Annotated in this window: 14 protein-coding genes; 1 reads left to right on the plus strand and 13 read right to left on the minus strand. The window is 64.8% G+C overall.

Annotation, left to right across the window (positions count from 1 at the left end):
* Genes ASD15_RS23975 through fliF form a run of 3 tightly spaced genes read right to left on the minus strand, consistent with a single transcriptional unit; the run spans position 1 to position 3,486 of the window.
* Complete coding sequence (locus ASD15_RS23975) at positions 1–738, minus strand: flagellar assembly protein FliH (protein ID WP_057157555.1); 738 nt, start codon at positions 736–738, stop codon at positions 1–3.
* 14 nt (positions 739–752) lie between these two features.
* Positions 753–1,751: a flagellar motor switch protein FliG gene (gene fliG / locus ASD15_RS23980; RefSeq protein ID WP_057157557.1), complete on the minus strand. Its 999-nt coding sequence runs from the start codon at positions 1,749–1,751 to the stop codon at positions 753–755.
* Positions 1,744–3,486: a flagellar basal-body MS-ring/collar protein FliF gene (gene fliF / locus ASD15_RS23985; protein WP_057157558.1), complete on the minus strand. Its 1,743-nt coding sequence runs from the start codon at positions 3,484–3,486 to the stop codon at positions 1,744–1,746. Before fliF ends, fliG begins: the two co-directional genes overlap by 8 nt.
* A 242-nt stretch (positions 3,487–3,728) precedes the next feature.
* On the opposite strand from fliF, the gene fliE reads away from it, so the two are divergent.
* Positions 3,729–4,076, plus strand: a complete 348-nt coding sequence (gene fliE / locus ASD15_RS23990; RefSeq protein ID WP_057157560.1) for a flagellar hook-basal body complex protein FliE — start codon at positions 3,729–3,731, stop codon at positions 4,074–4,076.
* A 64-nt stretch (positions 4,077–4,140) separates the two neighbouring features.
* Here the strand turns inward: fliE and ASD15_RS23995 are convergent, their stop codons facing one another.
* The 10 genes from ASD15_RS23995 to ASD15_RS24040 form a co-directional block, all read right to left on the minus strand.
* The gene (locus ASD15_RS23995; RefSeq protein WP_057157562.1) at positions 4,141–4,902 is read right to left on the minus strand and encodes a flagellar brake protein; all 762 of its coding nucleotides are present in this window, start codon (positions 4,900–4,902) and stop codon (positions 4,141–4,143) included.
* Complete coding sequence (locus ASD15_RS24000; protein WP_057157740.1) at positions 4,902–5,240, minus strand: EscU/YscU/HrcU family type III secretion system export apparatus switch protein; 339 nt, start codon at positions 5,238–5,240, stop codon at positions 4,902–4,904. The genes ASD15_RS23995 and ASD15_RS24000 overlap by 1 nt, the downstream gene beginning before the upstream one ends.
* Entirely contained in the window at positions 5,230–6,843 is a 1,614-nt protein-coding gene (locus tag ASD15_RS24005; RefSeq protein WP_082552109.1) for a flagellar hook-length control protein FliK, read from the minus strand. The genes ASD15_RS24000 and ASD15_RS24005 overlap by 11 nt, the downstream gene beginning before the upstream one ends.
* A 20-nt stretch (positions 6,844–6,863) precedes the next feature.
* Positions 6,864–7,193, minus strand: coding sequence for a flagellar protein FliT (locus ASD15_RS24010; RefSeq protein ID WP_057157564.1), 330 nt, complete (start codon positions 7,191–7,193; stop codon positions 6,864–6,866).
* Between the two features lie 3 nt (positions 7,194–7,196).
* A complete protein-coding gene (gene fliS, locus ASD15_RS24015) occupies positions 7,197–7,661 on the minus strand; it encodes a flagellar export chaperone FliS (protein WP_057157566.1) in 465 nt (154 codons plus the stop codon).
* 24 nt (positions 7,662–7,685) lie between these two features.
* Positions 7,686–10,364 carry a flagellar filament capping protein FliD gene (gene fliD, locus ASD15_RS24020; protein ID WP_057157567.1) on the minus strand — a complete coding sequence of 893 codons (2,679 nt, stop codon included), beginning with the start codon at positions 10,362–10,364 and terminating at the stop codon, positions 7,686–7,688.
* Between the two features lie 151 nt (positions 10,365–10,515).
* On the minus strand, positions 10,516–10,896 hold the full coding sequence (locus ASD15_RS24025) for a flagellar protein FlaG (protein WP_057157568.1): 381 nt from the start codon (positions 10,894–10,896) through the stop codon (positions 10,516–10,518).
* A gap of 99 nt (positions 10,897–10,995) precedes the next feature.
* Entirely contained in the window at positions 10,996–12,549 is a 1,554-nt protein-coding gene (locus ASD15_RS24030; RefSeq protein WP_057157569.1) for a flagellin, read from the minus strand.
* A 292-nt stretch (positions 12,550–12,841) separates the two neighbouring features.
* Complete coding sequence (locus tag ASD15_RS24035) at positions 12,842–14,452, minus strand: GGDEF domain-containing protein (RefSeq protein ID WP_057157570.1); 1,611 nt, start codon at positions 14,450–14,452, stop codon at positions 12,842–12,844.
* Between the two features lie 150 nt (positions 14,453–14,602).
* Entirely contained in the window at positions 14,603–15,250 is a 648-nt protein-coding gene (locus ASD15_RS24040; protein WP_057157571.1) for a response regulator transcription factor, read from the minus strand.
* Between the last annotated feature and the right edge of the window lie 35 nt (positions 15,251–15,285).

The raw sequence follows: 15,285 nt of genomic DNA on the forward strand, positions 1-15,285 counted from the left end.
TCAGTCCAGCCAGCTCACGTCTTTGCCCAGCGCGTAGGTCAGGCGCTGCCAGCGGGCCGACGCCTGGGCGTCGATCTGGTTGCTGGCGGTGTCGATCTTGCAGCCGCCGCGTTCGATCTGCGCGTCCTCGATGACGCGCCAGCCGCCCTTGTCGAGCTCCTCGCCTATGCCTTCGCGCACGGTTTTCGCGTCGTCCGGGTTCAGCATCAGCAGCGCCGGCTGCTGCAGCACCGGCAGGTATTCGATGGCTTCGCGCACGATGGGCAGGATCAGCTCGGGCTTGACCTGCAGCGACTGCTTGAGCATGCCCTTGGCCAGCTGCAGCGCCAGTTCCAGCACGTCGGCCGAGATCAGCTGGTCGGCGTCCTGCAGCGCGGTGCTGAAGTTGCCGGCCAGTTCGCGCAGCGGCGCCAGCTCCAGGTCGGTGGCTTCCTTGCCCAGGGCAATGGCGTCCGCATGGCCTTCGGCGTGGCCGGCCGCGTAGCCCTTGTCGTAGCCGTCGATGCGGGCCTGCTCGCGGATGGCCGCCAGTTCTTCCTCGGTCGGGTAGGCGGGGGCAGGCGGTTCCTGCTCCAGATAGTGTCCTTCGTCCGCTTCCAGCTGCGGCGGCGGTGCCAGGGCCGCTTGCGCGGCCGCTTCAGCCTCGCGCGCGGCCACCGCGCTGGGGCGGAAGTCGCCGAAGGACTTCATTTCCCAGCGCTGGAAGGCGGTTTGCTGCTCTTTGGGTATATGTGCCATGTAACTCTATCAACTTAGACGAAGGAATCTTCGCCTTTGCCGCCCAGCACGATCTGGCCTTCGTCCGCCAGCCGGCGCACGATCTGCAGGATCTGCTTCTGCTGCGTTTCCACTTCGGACAGGCGTACCGGCCCCTTCGATTCCAGGTCCTCGCGCATCATTTCGCTGGCGCGCGCCGACATGTTCTTGAAGATCTTGTCGCGCAAGTCCTGCGACGCGCCCTTCAGGGCAATGATCAGCATTTCCGACTGCACTTCGCGCAGCAGCAGCTGGATGCCGCGGTCGTCGATATCGATCAGGTTGTCGAACACGAACATCTCGTCCATGATCTTCTGCGCCATGTCGTTGTCGTAGTTCTTGATGTTGTCCATCACCGAATTTTCCTGCTCGCCGCTCATGAAGTTCAGGATCTCGGCCGCCGCGCGCACGCCGCCCAGCGTCGATTTCTTGATGTTTTCATTGCCAGACAGCAGCTTGGTCAGCACGTCGTTCAGCTCGCGCAGCGCGGCCGGCTGCACGCCGTCCAGCGTGGCGATGCGCAGCACCGCGTCGTTGCGCAAGCGGTCGGTGAAGTGTCCCAGGATTTCGCAGGCCTGGTCGCGCTCCAGGTGCACCAGGATGGTGGCGATGATCTGCGGGTGCTCGTTGCGTATCAGTTCGGCCACCGACTGCGAATCCATCCACTTCAGCGATTCGATGCCGGACGCGTCCTTGCCGCCCAGGATGCGCGACAGCAGCACCGAGGCCTTGTCGTCGCCCAGCGCCTTGGTCAGCACCTGGCGGATGTACTCGTCCGAATCGAGGCCCACGGTGGAGGCGGCCGCCACCTGGTCGCGGAAGTCGTCCAGGGTGTCGACCACTTGCTCGTGCGGCACGTTTTTCATTGTCGCCATGGCCGCGCCCAGTTTCAGCACTTCGCGCGGGCCGAGGAATTTCATCACCTCGGCAGCTTCGCTCTCGCCCATTGCCAGCATCAGGATGGCGGCTTTTTGCAGTCCGGTCGAATCAGTCATTTGCGCCTATCCATGCTTTGATGACGTTGGCGACGATGCGCGGATCGTCCGCGGCCAGTTTCTTCGCCAGCGCCAGGTTGTCGCGGTATGTCCGCGCGGTATTTTCTTCCATTTTAGCGAGTTCTTCCGCCATGATCTCTTCCGGCGTCGGGCCCACCGGTTCCTCGATGACCGGCTCTTCCGGTTCAGGCTCGGGCTCGTTGATCTCGTCGATCTTCTTGAACACCGGCCGCATCATCGGCCGCACGATGCGCAGCAGGATGTACAGCAGGATCAGCGCGGTGATCAGGAACTTGGCCAGCTCCTTGGCCAGCGGCAAGTTGGCCGGATCGCGCCACCAGTCCAGCACCACCGGCGCCTCGAACGGCTTGTCGACGCCGTCGAACGGCGCGTTGGCCACGCTCAGCGAGTCGCCGCGTTCCTGGTTGTAGCCCATGGCTTCCTTGACCAGGCTGTTGATCTTGGCCATTTCCTCCGGCGTGAACGGCTTGACGGTGACCTTGCCGGTCTTGGCGTCGACGATGCGGCGGTAATTGATGACCACGCCCACCGTCATGCGCTTCAGGCCGGCCATGGCCTTCTGCTCGTAGCGCACGGTCTTGTCGACTTCGTAATTGGTGGTCGATTCCTTGTGGTTCGGCAAGCCGTTGGCGCCGCCGGCCACGGCGCCCGGCGGCGTGCCCGGCGCGGGGGCGGTACCCGGCGGCGTGGTGGTCAGCGGCGCGGTGGCCGTGCCGGGCGGCTGGTTCGACAGCGCGCCCGGCACGCCGTTCGGATTGGCGTTGCCGGCGCCGTTGGTCTCGCTGCTTTGCTGGCTGCGGATGGCGGACGCTTCCGGCGGCGAATTCGGCTTGTACGATTCGGCCGCCTGCTCGACGGCGGCGAAGTCCACGTCGGCCACCGCTTCCGCGCGCACATTGCCTTCGCCGACGATGGGCAGCACGATGGATTCGACCTGCTTGATGACCTGCTTTTGCAGTTCCTGCACGTATTTCAGCTGGCTGGCGTCCAGGCTCTTGTTGCTGCCGGCGCCATTCTTGTTGGTGTCCGACACCAGGTTGCCGGCCTGGTCCACCACCGTCACGTTGGACGGCATCAGCTGCGGCACCGAGGAGGCCACCAGGTGCACGATGGCCTGCACCTGGGCCGGCTCGATCTGGCGGTTGGGGTGCAGGTGCAGCATCACCGACGCGGTCGGCTTCTGCTGTTCGCGCACGAACACGCTGTCTTTCGGCATGGCCAGGTGCACACGGGCCGAATCGACCGCCGCGATCGACTGGATCGAGCGCGCCAGTTCGCCTTCCAGCGCGCGCTGGTAATTGACCTGCTCGAGGAACTGGGACACGCCCAGCTTCTGGTTCTCCATCAGCTCGAAGCCGACATTGCCACCCTTGGGCAAGCCCTGCGCGGCCAGCTTCAGGCGCGCGTCGTGCACCTGCTCGGTCGGCACCAGGATGGCCGTGCCGCCCTCCGAGAACTTGTGCTTGATCTGCATCTGGTCCAGCGCCGCCGTGATGGCGCCGCCGTCGCGGTCGGTATAGTTGGAAAACAGCACGCCGTAGGCGGGCGGCTGATTCCACAGCCACAGCGCGACGATGACGGCCACCACGCCGGCCGCGCCGGCGCCCATCATCACCCGTCGGCCCAGCGGCGTCTGGAAGAACGGCGGCTTCGGTTCGGCCTGCGCCGGGACCGCTGCGTCGTCGATGTCGATTTGTTCGGCTGCTGCTGCCATGGCTGGTGTGTATTCGTTGGTTGGTGGATGGGACCGGTTGTCGGCCGGGTCTCGGCCTGTTGCACATTATCGTCGGTGGCGGCGCTGGCCCATCTCGGGAAAAGCAGGCTGTTTACCGGCCTGCTTCTGGCAGCAGCTTGCTATACGGACAGGTATTCTGGCAGCACTGATCATTGCGCCGCCTATTGTAGCGCGGCGCCACCGCATGACTGTTCCGCGGAAGCAACAAATTTGGAGTTCACATGAAAACAAGCGGCCTGGGCATAGATAGCAGCAGGATACAAGCGATGATGGAGCAGCTGAAGGCGCACGCGGCCAAGCCGCAGTCCAGCGTTCCAGCCATCCAGACCGAGGCGCCGGCGGCCAAGGTGCAGTTCTCGGATGCGCTGAAGGACGCGCTGGACGCCGTCTCGGCCAGCCAGACCAAGTCGCAGGAGCTGGGCAAGCGCTTCCAGCTGGGGGACGATTCGGTCAGCCTGTCGGACGTGATGGTGTCGATGCAAAAAGCCAGCATCAACTTCCAGGCCACCATCCAGGTGCGCAACAAGCTGGTGTCGGCTTACCAGGACATCATGAATATGCAGGTGTGATGCCGGACGTGCCACCGTCGCACGCCGTCGGGCGGGTTGGCACGGCGTGCGTAAGCCGCCAGGTTCAGCCCAGCCCGGCGATGCGGGCGTTGCGTTCGCGCTCGAGGCGGGTGATGTAGCGCTGCACCGAATTGAGCGCGCCGCGCGCGATGTCGGTGAACTGGCAGCCGAGGCGGCGGTTGGATTTGTTGTTGAGCAGGGTCATGTCGATGCAGTTGCGGATCTGCAGGCCGGTGACGATGGGACCCACTTCCGGCAGCTCGATGCGGCAGTCCGCGTACTGCTTGCCGATGCTGTCGCCCAGCAGCAGCTTGTTGTCCAGGATGGCGATGCCGCCGCAGCTGATGTCGGCCAGCGGGAAGCTGGTGCTGCCGCCGCCCAGTTCGGCCGGCAGCGGGATGACCACCCGCACCGGGTTGCTGACCGGCGTGCTCATACGGTAATACTCGCGCCGCTGCAGGCGGATCAGGGTGGCCGGCAGGGCGATCTTCAGCGCTTGCGCGCCTTCGAAAGTGCATTTCTCCACCCGCTCGCTGGAAAACAGGATGCGGATCTTGTCCAGCGTGGTTTCATAGGACAGCGACTTGGCCGACAGGATGCGCTGGTTTTGCTCGGTGTTGATGGAGCAGTCCAGGATGACGCTGTTGCTGTCGGCGTCGACTTCCAGGATGGAGGTGACGCACACGTCCGCCTCGCCGTGCACCAGCATGCGGATCAGCTGGTTTTTTTCGCCTATGCTGCGCAGCAGCGCAATGATTTCCCTGCGCGATACCACTTCGAAGTCGTGCCAGTTTTCCAGGTCCGCGTCTTGTATGTTTGGGTGCATTATTCTTCTGGATCTCTATGTGGAGAGCTGGTGTCCGGGGCCGGGGGCGGGGGCTGGCCGGATTTTTGCGCTGATTCAATATGATATAGCCACGCTAGGAGTTCCGCAATTGTCCGGTAGAGCGCCGGCGGAATTTGCCGGTCCAGGTCCACCTCCATCAGCAGCGACACCAGTTCCTTCGATTCGTGGATGTGCACGCCGTGCTCGTTGGCCACATGGATGATCTGCTCGGCCACCAGGCCGCGCCCCTTGGCCACCACCTTGGGGGCTGGGGCATCGTTCTGGTAGGTGAGGGCGACCGCGCTTTGCAGCGGGCGGCGCGGGGCCTCATGCGCCATGGCTGCCCCCGGGCAGGGCGGCCGCGGCCGCGACGGCGCCATCCGCGCCGGCGCCGGCCGGCACCGCTGCGTCCCCTTCGGGCGCAATGGTGAGCGAGGCCAGCGGCGAGCCGGCCGCTTCCATTGCCAGCTGCAGCTGGCCGGACCAGGCGCGCAGGGTGGCGGCACTGGCGTCGTCGCCGGTCTGCACCTGGATGTGGACCTGTTCGCCCACCAGCGTCACCGCCGCCGAGATCTTGCCCAGCAGCGGCAGGCGGAAGCGCACGCCGCTGCGCCACACCGGGTCCGGTTCGCGGCCGTCGGCCTGCTGCTGGCTGCCTTCGCGCTGGTCGCGCTGCACTTCCCACTGGATGGGCTGGCCGGGCCAGGCCTGGCCGTTCCACTGCACGCGCTGCTGTTCGTGCGTGTGCAGCTGCTGGTTGATCATCTGCGCCGCGCTCAGGTCCGGGCCGGCGAGGGCGGCGCGGACCAGCGATTCGCTGGTCTGCGGACCGCCGGCCTGGGCGTGCGCCATGGAGAGCGCGCGCTGGTTTTGCGGCTCGCGCATCAGTTCCTGCAGCGGCCGCCTGCCTTCGGCCCATTCGGCCACATGCGATTCGTAAAACAGGCCGCTTTCGCCGAGCGCGTTCTTCAGCTGGTGCGTCAGCTTGTCGGTATCGGGCACGCCGGCCGCTATCAGCGAGGCTTTGCCGTTAATGATGACGGGCACGCCCGGGGGCAGGTAGGCGGTGGCCAGGGCGCTGGCGATGGTGCGGGCGGCCTGGCTCAGCGTCGCGGCGGGGGCGTCGCGGCCGAGATCGGGCAGTTGTTCGGAGGGCGTCAGCGGGGCGCGCCCGAGCAGGGCGGCGGCCAGGCTGTGCGGGCGGACCTGCGCGGCGGGCTGGCCGGCGGCCTGGTTGACGGACTCGGCCGCCGCCTGTGCCGCGCCCTGGGCGCCTGCCGGCCCGCTGGCGCCCAGCTGGGTTGCCAGCGTGGCGCGGGCCTGGGCAGCGTTGGCCACGGCGGCGCTGGCGGCAGCGTTGGCTGCCGCATTGGCCGCGGCGTTGGCCGCCGAGCCAGGCGCTGCATTGGCTGGATGGGCGGCGGTGCTGGCTGCGGACCCGGCGGCCGACCCTGCGGCGGAATTGGCTGCGGCATTGGCGCCAGCGCCGGCTGCGTTGGCGGCCGGATTGCCGGCGCCCGGCTGGCGGCCCGACAGCGTGGTGGTGTCTTGCGAGGGCAGGCGGCCTTGCGGCACGCTGTCTGGGCTGTCGCCGGGCGGCAGGCCTGCCTCGGTGTAGAGCTGGGCGGTCTGGGCCTGGGTGCCGGTGCCGACCTGGAAGGTGGGGCGCGGCGTGACGGTGAGCAGTGTCAGCGGCACTTCGGCGCCGACCTGGGCGCCGCCGGGCAGCACCATGCGGGCCGAATTGCCCGCCACGCGCACCAGGTAGCTGCCGTCGTCATACTTGGACAGCACTTCGCCCTTCAGCGGCTGGCCGACCAGGCCGCTCAGCGAGCGCTGGAGGGCGGCCTGGCGTGCGTCGCTGACAGGGATGGCCGCCGGCGCGGGCGATAATGCGCCGACTGGCCTGACGCCGGTGGCGTCCAGACGCGGCGGCAGCATGATGTGGTCCTATCCCGGCTTCAGACGCTGCCGTAAGCGTTCACCAGGCGCCGCTCGGCGCCGGTGCTGTTGATCAGGGCGGACAGCTGCGCCATCCACGGCATGGCCAGGTCGCGGATCTGGCGGTCGGCGGTCAGCATCTGGCGGATCAGCTCGACCTTGCGCTCGCGTTCGGCGCCTTGCAGCGGGCGCGGGTCTTCCTGGCCCTGCAGCGTGCGCACGTGGCCGGCGCAGCGCTGTTCCAGCGCGACCAGCTCGTCCCATTCGCCACGGGTGGCATGCGCCAGCATCTGCTCGGTCAGCGCTGCCATGTCGGCGTACACGGATAAAACTTCTTGATTCGTCATCATGGATCAGGCGCTCGCGTATTTATTAATCAGTTTGGTGGCGTTGGCGTTGGCGGCGGGCGCGGGCGCTTGCACAGCCGGGGTGTCGCCGATCTGGTTCCAGGCGTCGCGCAGTTCCGTCAGCAGGCGCTGCACTTCTTCCAGGATGGCCGGGTCGTTCTTCAGATTGGCCGTCAGCAGGCGGCTGCTCATGTATTCGTACAGTGCATCCAGGCCTTCGGCGATCTCCCCTCCCACCTTCTTGTCGAGCGCGGCGCGCAGGCCGCTGTCGATAATCATGATGGCCTTGGAAATAGCCTTGCCCTTTTCGCCGATGTTGCCAGAGCGCATATTCATCAGGGCGGTGGCGATGGACACCAGCGCGCCGTCAAACAGCATGACGATCAGCTTGTGGGGGCTGGCTGCGACTACACCAGTCTCCATGCCCACTTTTGCATAGGCATTGACGCCGGTTTGCCTTGATCCGAACATACTATTTCTCCCTCTTCCCGTTGCTTATTTGTTCAGTGCTGCGAATTGCTGCGTCAGGAACGCGGCCGTGGTGGACAGGCTCGACAGCGCCGTATCGAGCGCCGTGTACTGCTTGCGGTAGCGCGCTTCGATATCCACCAGTTTGGCATTGAACGCGTCTTTCTGCTTGGCGATGTCTTTCACCGAGTCGTTCAGGCCCTTGGTGCGCCCGGTGAGCACGCCTTGCGCGCCCAGGTAGCTCTTGGCCAGATTGTTCAGCTGGTAGGCGTAGCCCTGTGAAAAGCCCAGCGTGCCACGGCTGCCGATGGTGTCGCCCTTGATTTCCAGCTTCAGCCCGTCGGTTGGCGCGCCCGGACCGCCGGTCAGCGTCTGGCCGTCGCCCACGGCCGAATAGCCGCCTATGGTGCCTGCCACGTTGACGCCATCTACCGACGTGGCGGCGCCGAACACGTCGCTGACGGCGGTACCGGTGTCGCTGGTGAGCGTAATGTTGGACTTGTCGCCGTACTTGGTCGAATTCAGTTTCAGCGTGCCGTCGTCGTTGATGCTGACCGAGACGGTGGAGCCGGCGTCGGTGAAGTTGCTGGCGCCGTTGATCGATGCCTGCAGCAACGTGGCCAGCGCATCCGGCGTATAGGTGCCGGCCGTCAGTTTGACTGAAGCGGTGTTGCTGCTGTTGGTGGGAACCGAGTCGTTCAGCTTGACGGTCCACACCGTGTCTTCCGCAATCACCGTGCTGCCGGGCACGGGAGCGGAACTGGTCAAAGTGCCCTGGCTGGCCAGCTGCGTGATATCGACGATGTAGTCGCCGGCCTTGGTGGCGGCTGACGAGCTCATGAAGGTGACGTCGGCGTCGTTACTGCGGCCAACCGCCGCGAACAGGCCGGCGATGTCGCTGAAGTTATTGCTGATGGCTTTGCCCAGCTTGGACTGGTCCAAGGTCAGCGAACCGTCCTTTTGGAAGGCGACGCCGATCTGGGACAACGAGGTCAGCTTGGTGCCCTGCAAGCCGGTGATGGTGCCGGTCAGCTGCCGGCGCAGCGACGCCTGCAGGTTTTGCACGGTGGAGTCGCCCAGCAGATCGCCGCCGACCTTGGTTTCCTCGTTGTAGCCGCTGAGGGCCTTGATCTGGCTGCTCAAGTCGTTGTACGCCTTGACGAAGCCCTGGATGTTGGCGGTCAGGCCGGCGGTGTCCTTGGCCACGGTAATGCTGGCCGAACCGACTTTGACGGCGGTCAGGGTCAGGCCTTCGACGGCGCCGGAAATGCCGGTGCTGCTGCTTTGCACGGCGATACCGTTGACGGAGGCCAGTGTGTCCTGCGCGGCGGTCTTCTGGCTCAGCTTCTGCACGCCGCCCGGATCATAGCTCAGCAGGTTGGCAATTTCGGTGTCGGCCGGATCGGCGCCGTCGCCGCTGACGTTGATGCGCATGTTCGAGTTGGCGCCGGTGGCGCTGGAAGTCAGCACCAGGTGGTTCGGGGTATTGGCGCTGCCGTCCGAGACAATGCTGGCGGTGACGCCGAAGTTGGCCTTGTTGATGGCGTCGCGGATGCCTTGCAGCGTGTTGTTGCTGCTGTCGATCACGATGTTGCCGCTGCTGCGGCTTCCATCCTGGGTGAAGGTGGCGTTTTGGTAGCTGCCGCCAACGCCAGCCGTCAGACCGGCGGCGGCCGGGTTGCTGCCGCCTATGGTGATCTGGCTGCCGTTGGACGACTGCAGCGAGATCGAGCTGGTGGTGGTGCTGCTGTAGCCGGTATTGGCCGTTCCGGCATTGTTGATGCCGCCGGTGACGGTGCCGGTTACCGCTTCGGTGATGCTGATGTTGGATCCGTCGGCGTTGGTGAAGCGCAGGTCGCCGCCGGCTGCAGTGCCCTGGACCGTGATGTTGGCGTTGGCGAGGGCCTGGGTCACGCTGTTGCTGCCGCTTAGCACCGCGTCCAGCGTGGCTGCGTCAATTGCGCCGGCGTCGCCGGGAAGCAAGCCGCTGGCCTGCGCAGCGATTTCCACGCCGCCCACGCTCAGGCTGTAGGTGCCGCCCCCGGAGGTGTCTACCGCGCCGTAATTGGACGCACCGGTGCCTCCAAACAACGTGGCGCTGGTCACGGTGGGCGCGGCCGAGGCTGATACCCCGGTGGTGGTGCTCTTGGCATTGATGGCATCGGCCAGCAGTTTCGCGCTGCGGGTACTGCTGTCGGTGGCGATGGCCGTGTTGTTGATGCTCAGGCCGCCCGGTGTGATGCCGCCGGTGACTACCGTGTTCGGCAGCGCCGTGCCGCTCATGCCGAAAGTGCCGCCGGCCACCGTGCCGAGCTGGATGTTGATGGTGGTCTTTCCGCCCAGGCCGATGGCCGACTTGGTGCTCTTGTAGCCGCCAGAGGCCAGCGTTTGCGCTTGCGCAATTTGCGTAATGTCAACTTTGTATGTGCCGGGCTGGGCCTTGCTGCTGGCAGTGCCGGTCAGGATGTCGCTGTTGCTGGAATTGGTGCTGAGCGTCTGGAAGCTGGCCAGCGAGGTCAGGCTGGAGAGCGAGCTCTGGAACGTGCCCAGCGCACCCGAGAGCGTGCCGAAGGCGGTCACTTTGGCCAGGTAGCTGGCCGATTTCTTGTCCAGGGTGGCAATCGGCGCGGCTTCGACCGCCATCAGCCTGCTGATGATGTCGTTGACGTTCAGATTGGAACCGATGCCGGGTGATGAGAGGCCCACGTTGTACTCCTGGTGAAAACGATAGATTAAGTCATTATCGGCACAATCAAAGAGGACTTGAGAAGGGGATTTACCGGCCAGTTCACGATACGGCCCGCCTCTATGATGGCATGGTGCGAAAAAAAACGGCGCGCTCTGCGGCGCGCCGTATTCAGGCGGTCTGGCTGATTAGCAGGCTTTTTGTGTTGTCCAGCGCTTTGGCGATTTGCAATGCTTCGGGCGAGGGCATCTGGCGCAGCACTTCCTTGGTGGTCTGGTCGATCACCTTGACGATGGTGCGCTTGCTGTCGTTGTCGATGGAAAACTCCAAGCCTTGCGACTTGGCCAGCGGCGACTTGTTCAGGTCCGACACTGCCTGGTTGACCTGCTCCAGCGTGGGCGCCGGCTCGGCGCCGCGCACGGCTGCCGCCGTTTCCAGCACCGTGGCGGCGGGCGCGCGGCTAGCCGGCTGCGGCGCCACGCTTTCCGCGCCACTGACCGGACGCTCCGTGCCGCGCAGCGGCGAAGCTGCGCTGATGGAATCGATAGTCATGATGCTTCCTTTACGAAAAAACCCTGGCTGAACGAGTCAGCCAGGGTGCTGGTCGGCAATGATGGTTGCCCATCATTGCATTACCGGCTGATGCGGCGATTAGCCACGCAGCAGGGACAGCACGCCGTTCGGCAGCGAGTTGGCTTGCGCCAGAATCGCGGTGCCGGCTTGCTGCAGGATCTGGCCACGGGTCAGGCTGGCCGTTTCCGCTGCGAAGTCGGTATCCTGGATGCGGCTACGGGAAGCCGACAGGTTTTCCGTGGTCGTTTGCAGGTTCGAGATGGTCGACGCGAAACGGTTCTGGATCGCACCCAGTGCTGCACGGTTGCTGTTGATGGCGTTCAGCGCGGAGTCGATGGTCAGCAGCGCGGCGTTCGAGCCTTCCACGGTGCTAACGTCCAGACCCGATACCGCTTGCAGGTCGCTACCCACGTTGGTGCCGCCGGTCACTGCATTGTTGGTGCTGGAGATCGAGAAGCCCGAATCCGACGAGAATTCCACGCGGCCGCCAACTACGGCGGAGGCGGTGCTGGTCAGGACCTGGCCGGCGCCGGGAGCGCCACCCACGTCGGCGCCGCGGATACGTGCGGTGCCTTGCAGGGCCGCATCGCCGCTTTGGGCAGCGATCTGGATGTCGTTACCGGTGATGTCGGTCAGTTCCAGTTCTTTCTTACCGGCCGAGTCGATCTTCACGGTTGCGGTGATGTTGGTGGTGTTGCTTTGGGCATTCACCGCCTGGGCCAGGGCAGACAGGTCGCCGCCTACCACTTTGGCGGTAATCGTCACGGCCTTCGAGTTGGCGTCGTTGGCTTTCGAGTTCGCGCCGCGCAGCTGGAAGTTCACTGCACCGTCTTCGATGTCGGAGATGGTGGCAACGGTCTTGGCTTGTGCCGACACGCCGCTGGTCTGGGTGGTGGCGTTCACTTTCGCAGCGATCGATTTTGCGGTGTCGCCGATGACAGGCGGAGTCGCGGTCGGGGCGGCCGTTTTGACGAAGATGTCGGTTTTTACACCGGCACCCGAGCTGATCGACAGCGTGTCGTCGGCCAGACCGGTGGTGACATCGTCGTCCAGGTTGGTGGCGGTGGTAGCCACCGCTTGCGACAGCGAGGTGGCGGTCTCGGTTGGTTTGATGGTGTTGTTGCCGATGTCCGAAGCCTTGGCGCTCTGCACGCCGATGTTGATGACCTGGTTCGAGTTCGCGCCAACCTGGAACTGGGTGCTGGTCAGGGAGCCGTCCAGCACGTTCTGGCCGTTGAACTGGGTGCTGGTGGCAACGCGGTCCAGTTCTTTCGACAGGGCCGACACCTCGTTCTGGATCGACTTGCGGTCCGACGCGGAGTTCGAGCCGTTGGCCGACTGCACGGCCAGTTCGCGGATACGCTGCAGCAGGTCGCCGGCGGTGCTCAAACCACCTTCAGCCGTTTGCGCCAGCGAGATGCCGTCGTTGGCGTTGCGGGCTGCCTGGTTGTTGCCGCGAACTTGCGAAGTGAAGCGTTCCGAAATTGCCAGACCGGCAGCGTCGTCTTTGGCGCTGTTGATGCGCAGGCCGGACGACAGGCGTTGCAGGGAGGTGCCCAGAGCGGCTTGCGACGAATTCAGGTTACGTTGCGAGTTCAGCGAGGCAATGTTGGTGTTGATGGTTTGTGCCATGATGTGTTTCTCCGAAACTTGTACTGCTAGTTGGGCTACATGCTCATTTCACTTTGGCCCGCCTCGCTGTTCCGAGACGATCAAGCCGCTGTTGTAACTGGTAACGGTTGCCCCATGGGAAAATTAAGGGAGGAAAAGACGCTAAATTTTTTCGTTTCACCCTCAAATTCACCCAGCAGTACACGCTTAAGCGGCGCGTTTGAGCCGAACTTTAGGGCTAAAAATAATTTATTTCGGGCATAAAAAAAGCCCGCACAGTGGCGGGCCCGGGGTGTTGGAGCTGGGAAATTAATTAATCGGCAACCACGACACGGTTCTTGCCGGTCTGCTTGGCCTGGTACATGGCCTTGTCGGCGCGCTGCACCAGCGCGGTCTGGTCTTCGTGCGGGCGGCGCAGCGCCACCCCGGCCGAGAAGGTGATCAGCACTTTCTCGTTGTCGTGCATGAAGAAGTGGCGGGTCAGTTCGCGCTGCAGGCGCGTCATGGTCTGCGAGGCCGCCTCGATGGACGTCTCCGGCAGCAGGATCAGGAATTCCTCGCCGCCGAAGCGGGCGATCACGTCCATCGAGCGCAAGGTGTCCTTGACGATCTTGACCAGGTGCTTGAGCGCGGCGTCGCCGGCGATGTGGCCGTAGGTGTCGTTCAGCTTCTTGAAATCGTCCAGGTCCAGCACGGCGATGCACAGCGGGGTGCCGCGCCGGTCCGCGCGCGCCGTTTCGCGCTCGAACACGTCGTCCAGGCCACGGCGGTTCAGGCTGCCGGTCAGCTGGTCTTCGCGCACCAGCTCGCTCATGTGCTGCAGCTTCGCCTCCAGCTGGTGGATGCGGGCTTCGGCGTCCTGCACTTCCTGGCGCGCCATCACCATGTTGTCGCGCGCCTTGAGCGCCTCGCCTTGCACGATGCGGGTTTCCTTCAGCACCTCGTCCAGGATCTGGTTCAGCTCGGTGATGTTCTCGGCCTGGCTGATCTTGGCCGAGTAGCCGCCGATCTTCTCGTGGAAGTCGCCGGTCGAGGCGGCCACCTGGCCCAGGCGGTCGATAAAGGTCATCATCATGTTCTTGACGGTGAGCTTGACGTCCGACAGGCTGTGCTTGAGCTGGCTTTGCTTGTAGATCACGTCCTTCAGGCTGCGGGTGGCGTCCTCCAGCGCGCGCTGGTCCAGCGGCCCGGAAATCAGCGCCTGCACCGCGTCGATCTGGCCGCGCAGCCAGGAATCGTCGTCCAGCAGTTCGCTGACGTTTTCCAGCAGCAGGCGGAACAGGCGCAGCAGCAGCTCCTGCTGCTCGGCCGTGTCGCCGCTCTTCAGTTCGATCTGGTAGCACAGCTGCTTGAGGCGCAGCGCGATTTCCGACAGCGCCGCCTCGGTGTGGGCTTCCTTGGTGGCCGCGCCCAGCGCTTCGGCCTCGGCCACCAGGGCCGGCGTGCCGCTCAGCAGCGAGGCCACCGCGAAACTCAGCGTGCGGCTGAGCATTTCGCGCAGCGCCTTGGTGTGTTCGCCGTCCGGGATGTCGGCCACGTCGATGCCGCGCTTGGCCGCGGCGGGCCGCTCGGCCAGCTGGGTCAGGGTGCGGGCATAGCCTTCCCAGTCGCGCGCCTTGACGGCGCGGCTCAGGCGGCGGCCGAATTCGGCCAGGTCGCCCGGCTGGTCGCCCAGGCGGCTGGCGAACTGGTACAGCATCAATTCGGGGCCGGGATCGGCCGGCGCGGCGCTGCCGGCCAGCACCGGGCCGGCTGGCGGCACCGCGGTGCCGGATGGCCGGACCCCGGCGATCTCGTGGTAGATGTCGCGGTAGGCCTCCGGCGTGGGCGCAATGCGGCGCGTGGCCAGGCGGCGGAAGGCTTCGCGCGCTATCTCGGCCGGGTTCTGCTCGGTCGCTGCGGGAGGGGACGATTTACTGGACATGTGACGCACGGCCTCTTATCTAGGTTTACTGACTGGCTCCATGATAGTTCAGGCCGGTTGCCGCCGATGCGGGGATAAGCGGGCAGAACAGCACTTACTTTTTAGCATGAAACAATATCGAACCAGCAACAACCTGCATTCCGTTCAGCGCTATTCGATCAGCTGGTTCTTGATCGCATAGTGGGTCAGCTCCGCGCTGTTCTTCAGCTTCATCTTGGCCAGCAGGCGGGCGCGGTACTCGCTGACGGTCTTGACCGACAGCGACAGTTCCTTGGCGATGGTGCCCACCGTCTTGCCGGAGGCGATCATGGTCAGGGTCTGGTATTCGCGGTCGGACAGCGTTTCGTGCGGCGGCGCCTCGTGGTCCTCGCCCACGTGGTTGGCCAGTTCCTGCGCCAGCGCCGGACTGATGTATTTTAACCCACCGGCGACCTGGCGGATCGCAGTGACTAGCTCTTTAGGAGCGCTTTGTTTGGTCAGGTAGCCGGCCGCGCCCGCCTTGAGCGAGCGGATCGCGTACTGGTCCTCGCGGTGCATGGACAGCATCAGCACAGCCAGCTCGGGCTTGTCCTTTTTTACCTGCTTGAGCACCTCGATGCCGCTGCGGTCGGGCATGGAGATGTCGAGCAGCATCACGTGGCAGCCCGATTTGCGGAACAGCTTGACGGCGTCGAGGCCGTTTTCCGCTTCGCCGGCCACCACGATGTCGCGGGTGTCGGCCAAAATTTGCTTCAAGCCTTCGCGCACAATGGCGTGATCGTCGGCAATGAAGACTTTGATGAGGGCTTTGTCTGTCATGGGGCGTAAGCGCGGCCGAACTATTTCATTGCGGC

The organism is Massilia sp. Root351 (assembly GCF_001425045.1).
GTDB lineage: Bacteria > Pseudomonadota > Gammaproteobacteria > Burkholderiales > Burkholderiaceae_D > Rugamonas.

What these genes read in the sequence shown, in the direction of transcription:
- ASD15_RS23975 (WP_057157555.1), bottom strand. Translation starts at nt 738, where the DNA reads ATGGCACATATACCCAAAGAGCAGCAAACCGCCTTCCAGCGCTGGGAA.
- fliG (WP_057157557.1), bottom strand. Translation starts at nt 1,751, where the DNA reads ATGACTGATTCGACCGGACTGCAAAAAGCCGCCATCCTGATGCTGGCA.
- fliF (WP_057157558.1), bottom strand. Translation starts at nt 3,486, where the DNA reads ATGGCAGCAGCAGCCGAACAAATCGACATCGACGACGCAGCGGTCCCG.
- fliE (WP_057157560.1), top strand. Translation starts at nt 3,729, where the DNA reads ATGAAAACAAGCGGCCTGGGCATAGATAGCAGCAGGATACAAGCGATG.
- ASD15_RS23995 (WP_057157562.1), bottom strand. Translation starts at nt 4,902, where the DNA reads ATGCACCCAAACATACAAGACGCGGACCTGGAAAACTGGCACGACTTC.
- ASD15_RS24000 (WP_057157740.1), bottom strand. Translation starts at nt 5,240, where the DNA reads ATGGCGCATGAGGCCCCGCGCCGCCCGCTGCAAAGCGCGGTCGCCCTC.
- ASD15_RS24005 (WP_082552109.1), bottom strand. Translation starts at nt 6,843, where the DNA reads ATGCTGCCGCCGCGTCTGGACGCCACCGGCGTCAGGCCAGTCGGCGCA.
- ASD15_RS24010 (WP_057157564.1), bottom strand. Translation starts at nt 7,193, where the DNA reads ATGATGACGAATCAAGAAGTTTTATCCGTGTACGCCGACATGGCAGCG.
- fliS (WP_057157566.1), bottom strand. Translation starts at nt 7,661, where the DNA reads ATGTTCGGATCAAGGCAAACCGGCGTCAATGCCTATGCAAAAGTGGGC.
- ASD15_RS24025 (WP_057157568.1), bottom strand. Translation starts at nt 10,896, where the DNA reads ATGACTATCGATTCCATCAGCGCAGCTTCGCCGCTGCGCGGCACGGAG.
- ASD15_RS24030 (WP_057157569.1), bottom strand. Translation starts at nt 12,549, where the DNA reads ATGGCACAAACCATCAACACCAACATTGCCTCGCTGAACTCGCAACGT.
- ASD15_RS24035 (WP_057157570.1), bottom strand. Translation starts at nt 14,452, where the DNA reads ATGTCCAGTAAATCGTCCCCTCCCGCAGCGACCGAGCAGAACCCGGCC.
- ASD15_RS24040 (WP_057157571.1), bottom strand. Translation starts at nt 15,250, where the DNA reads ATGACAGACAAAGCCCTCATCAAAGTCTTCATTGCCGACGATCACGCC.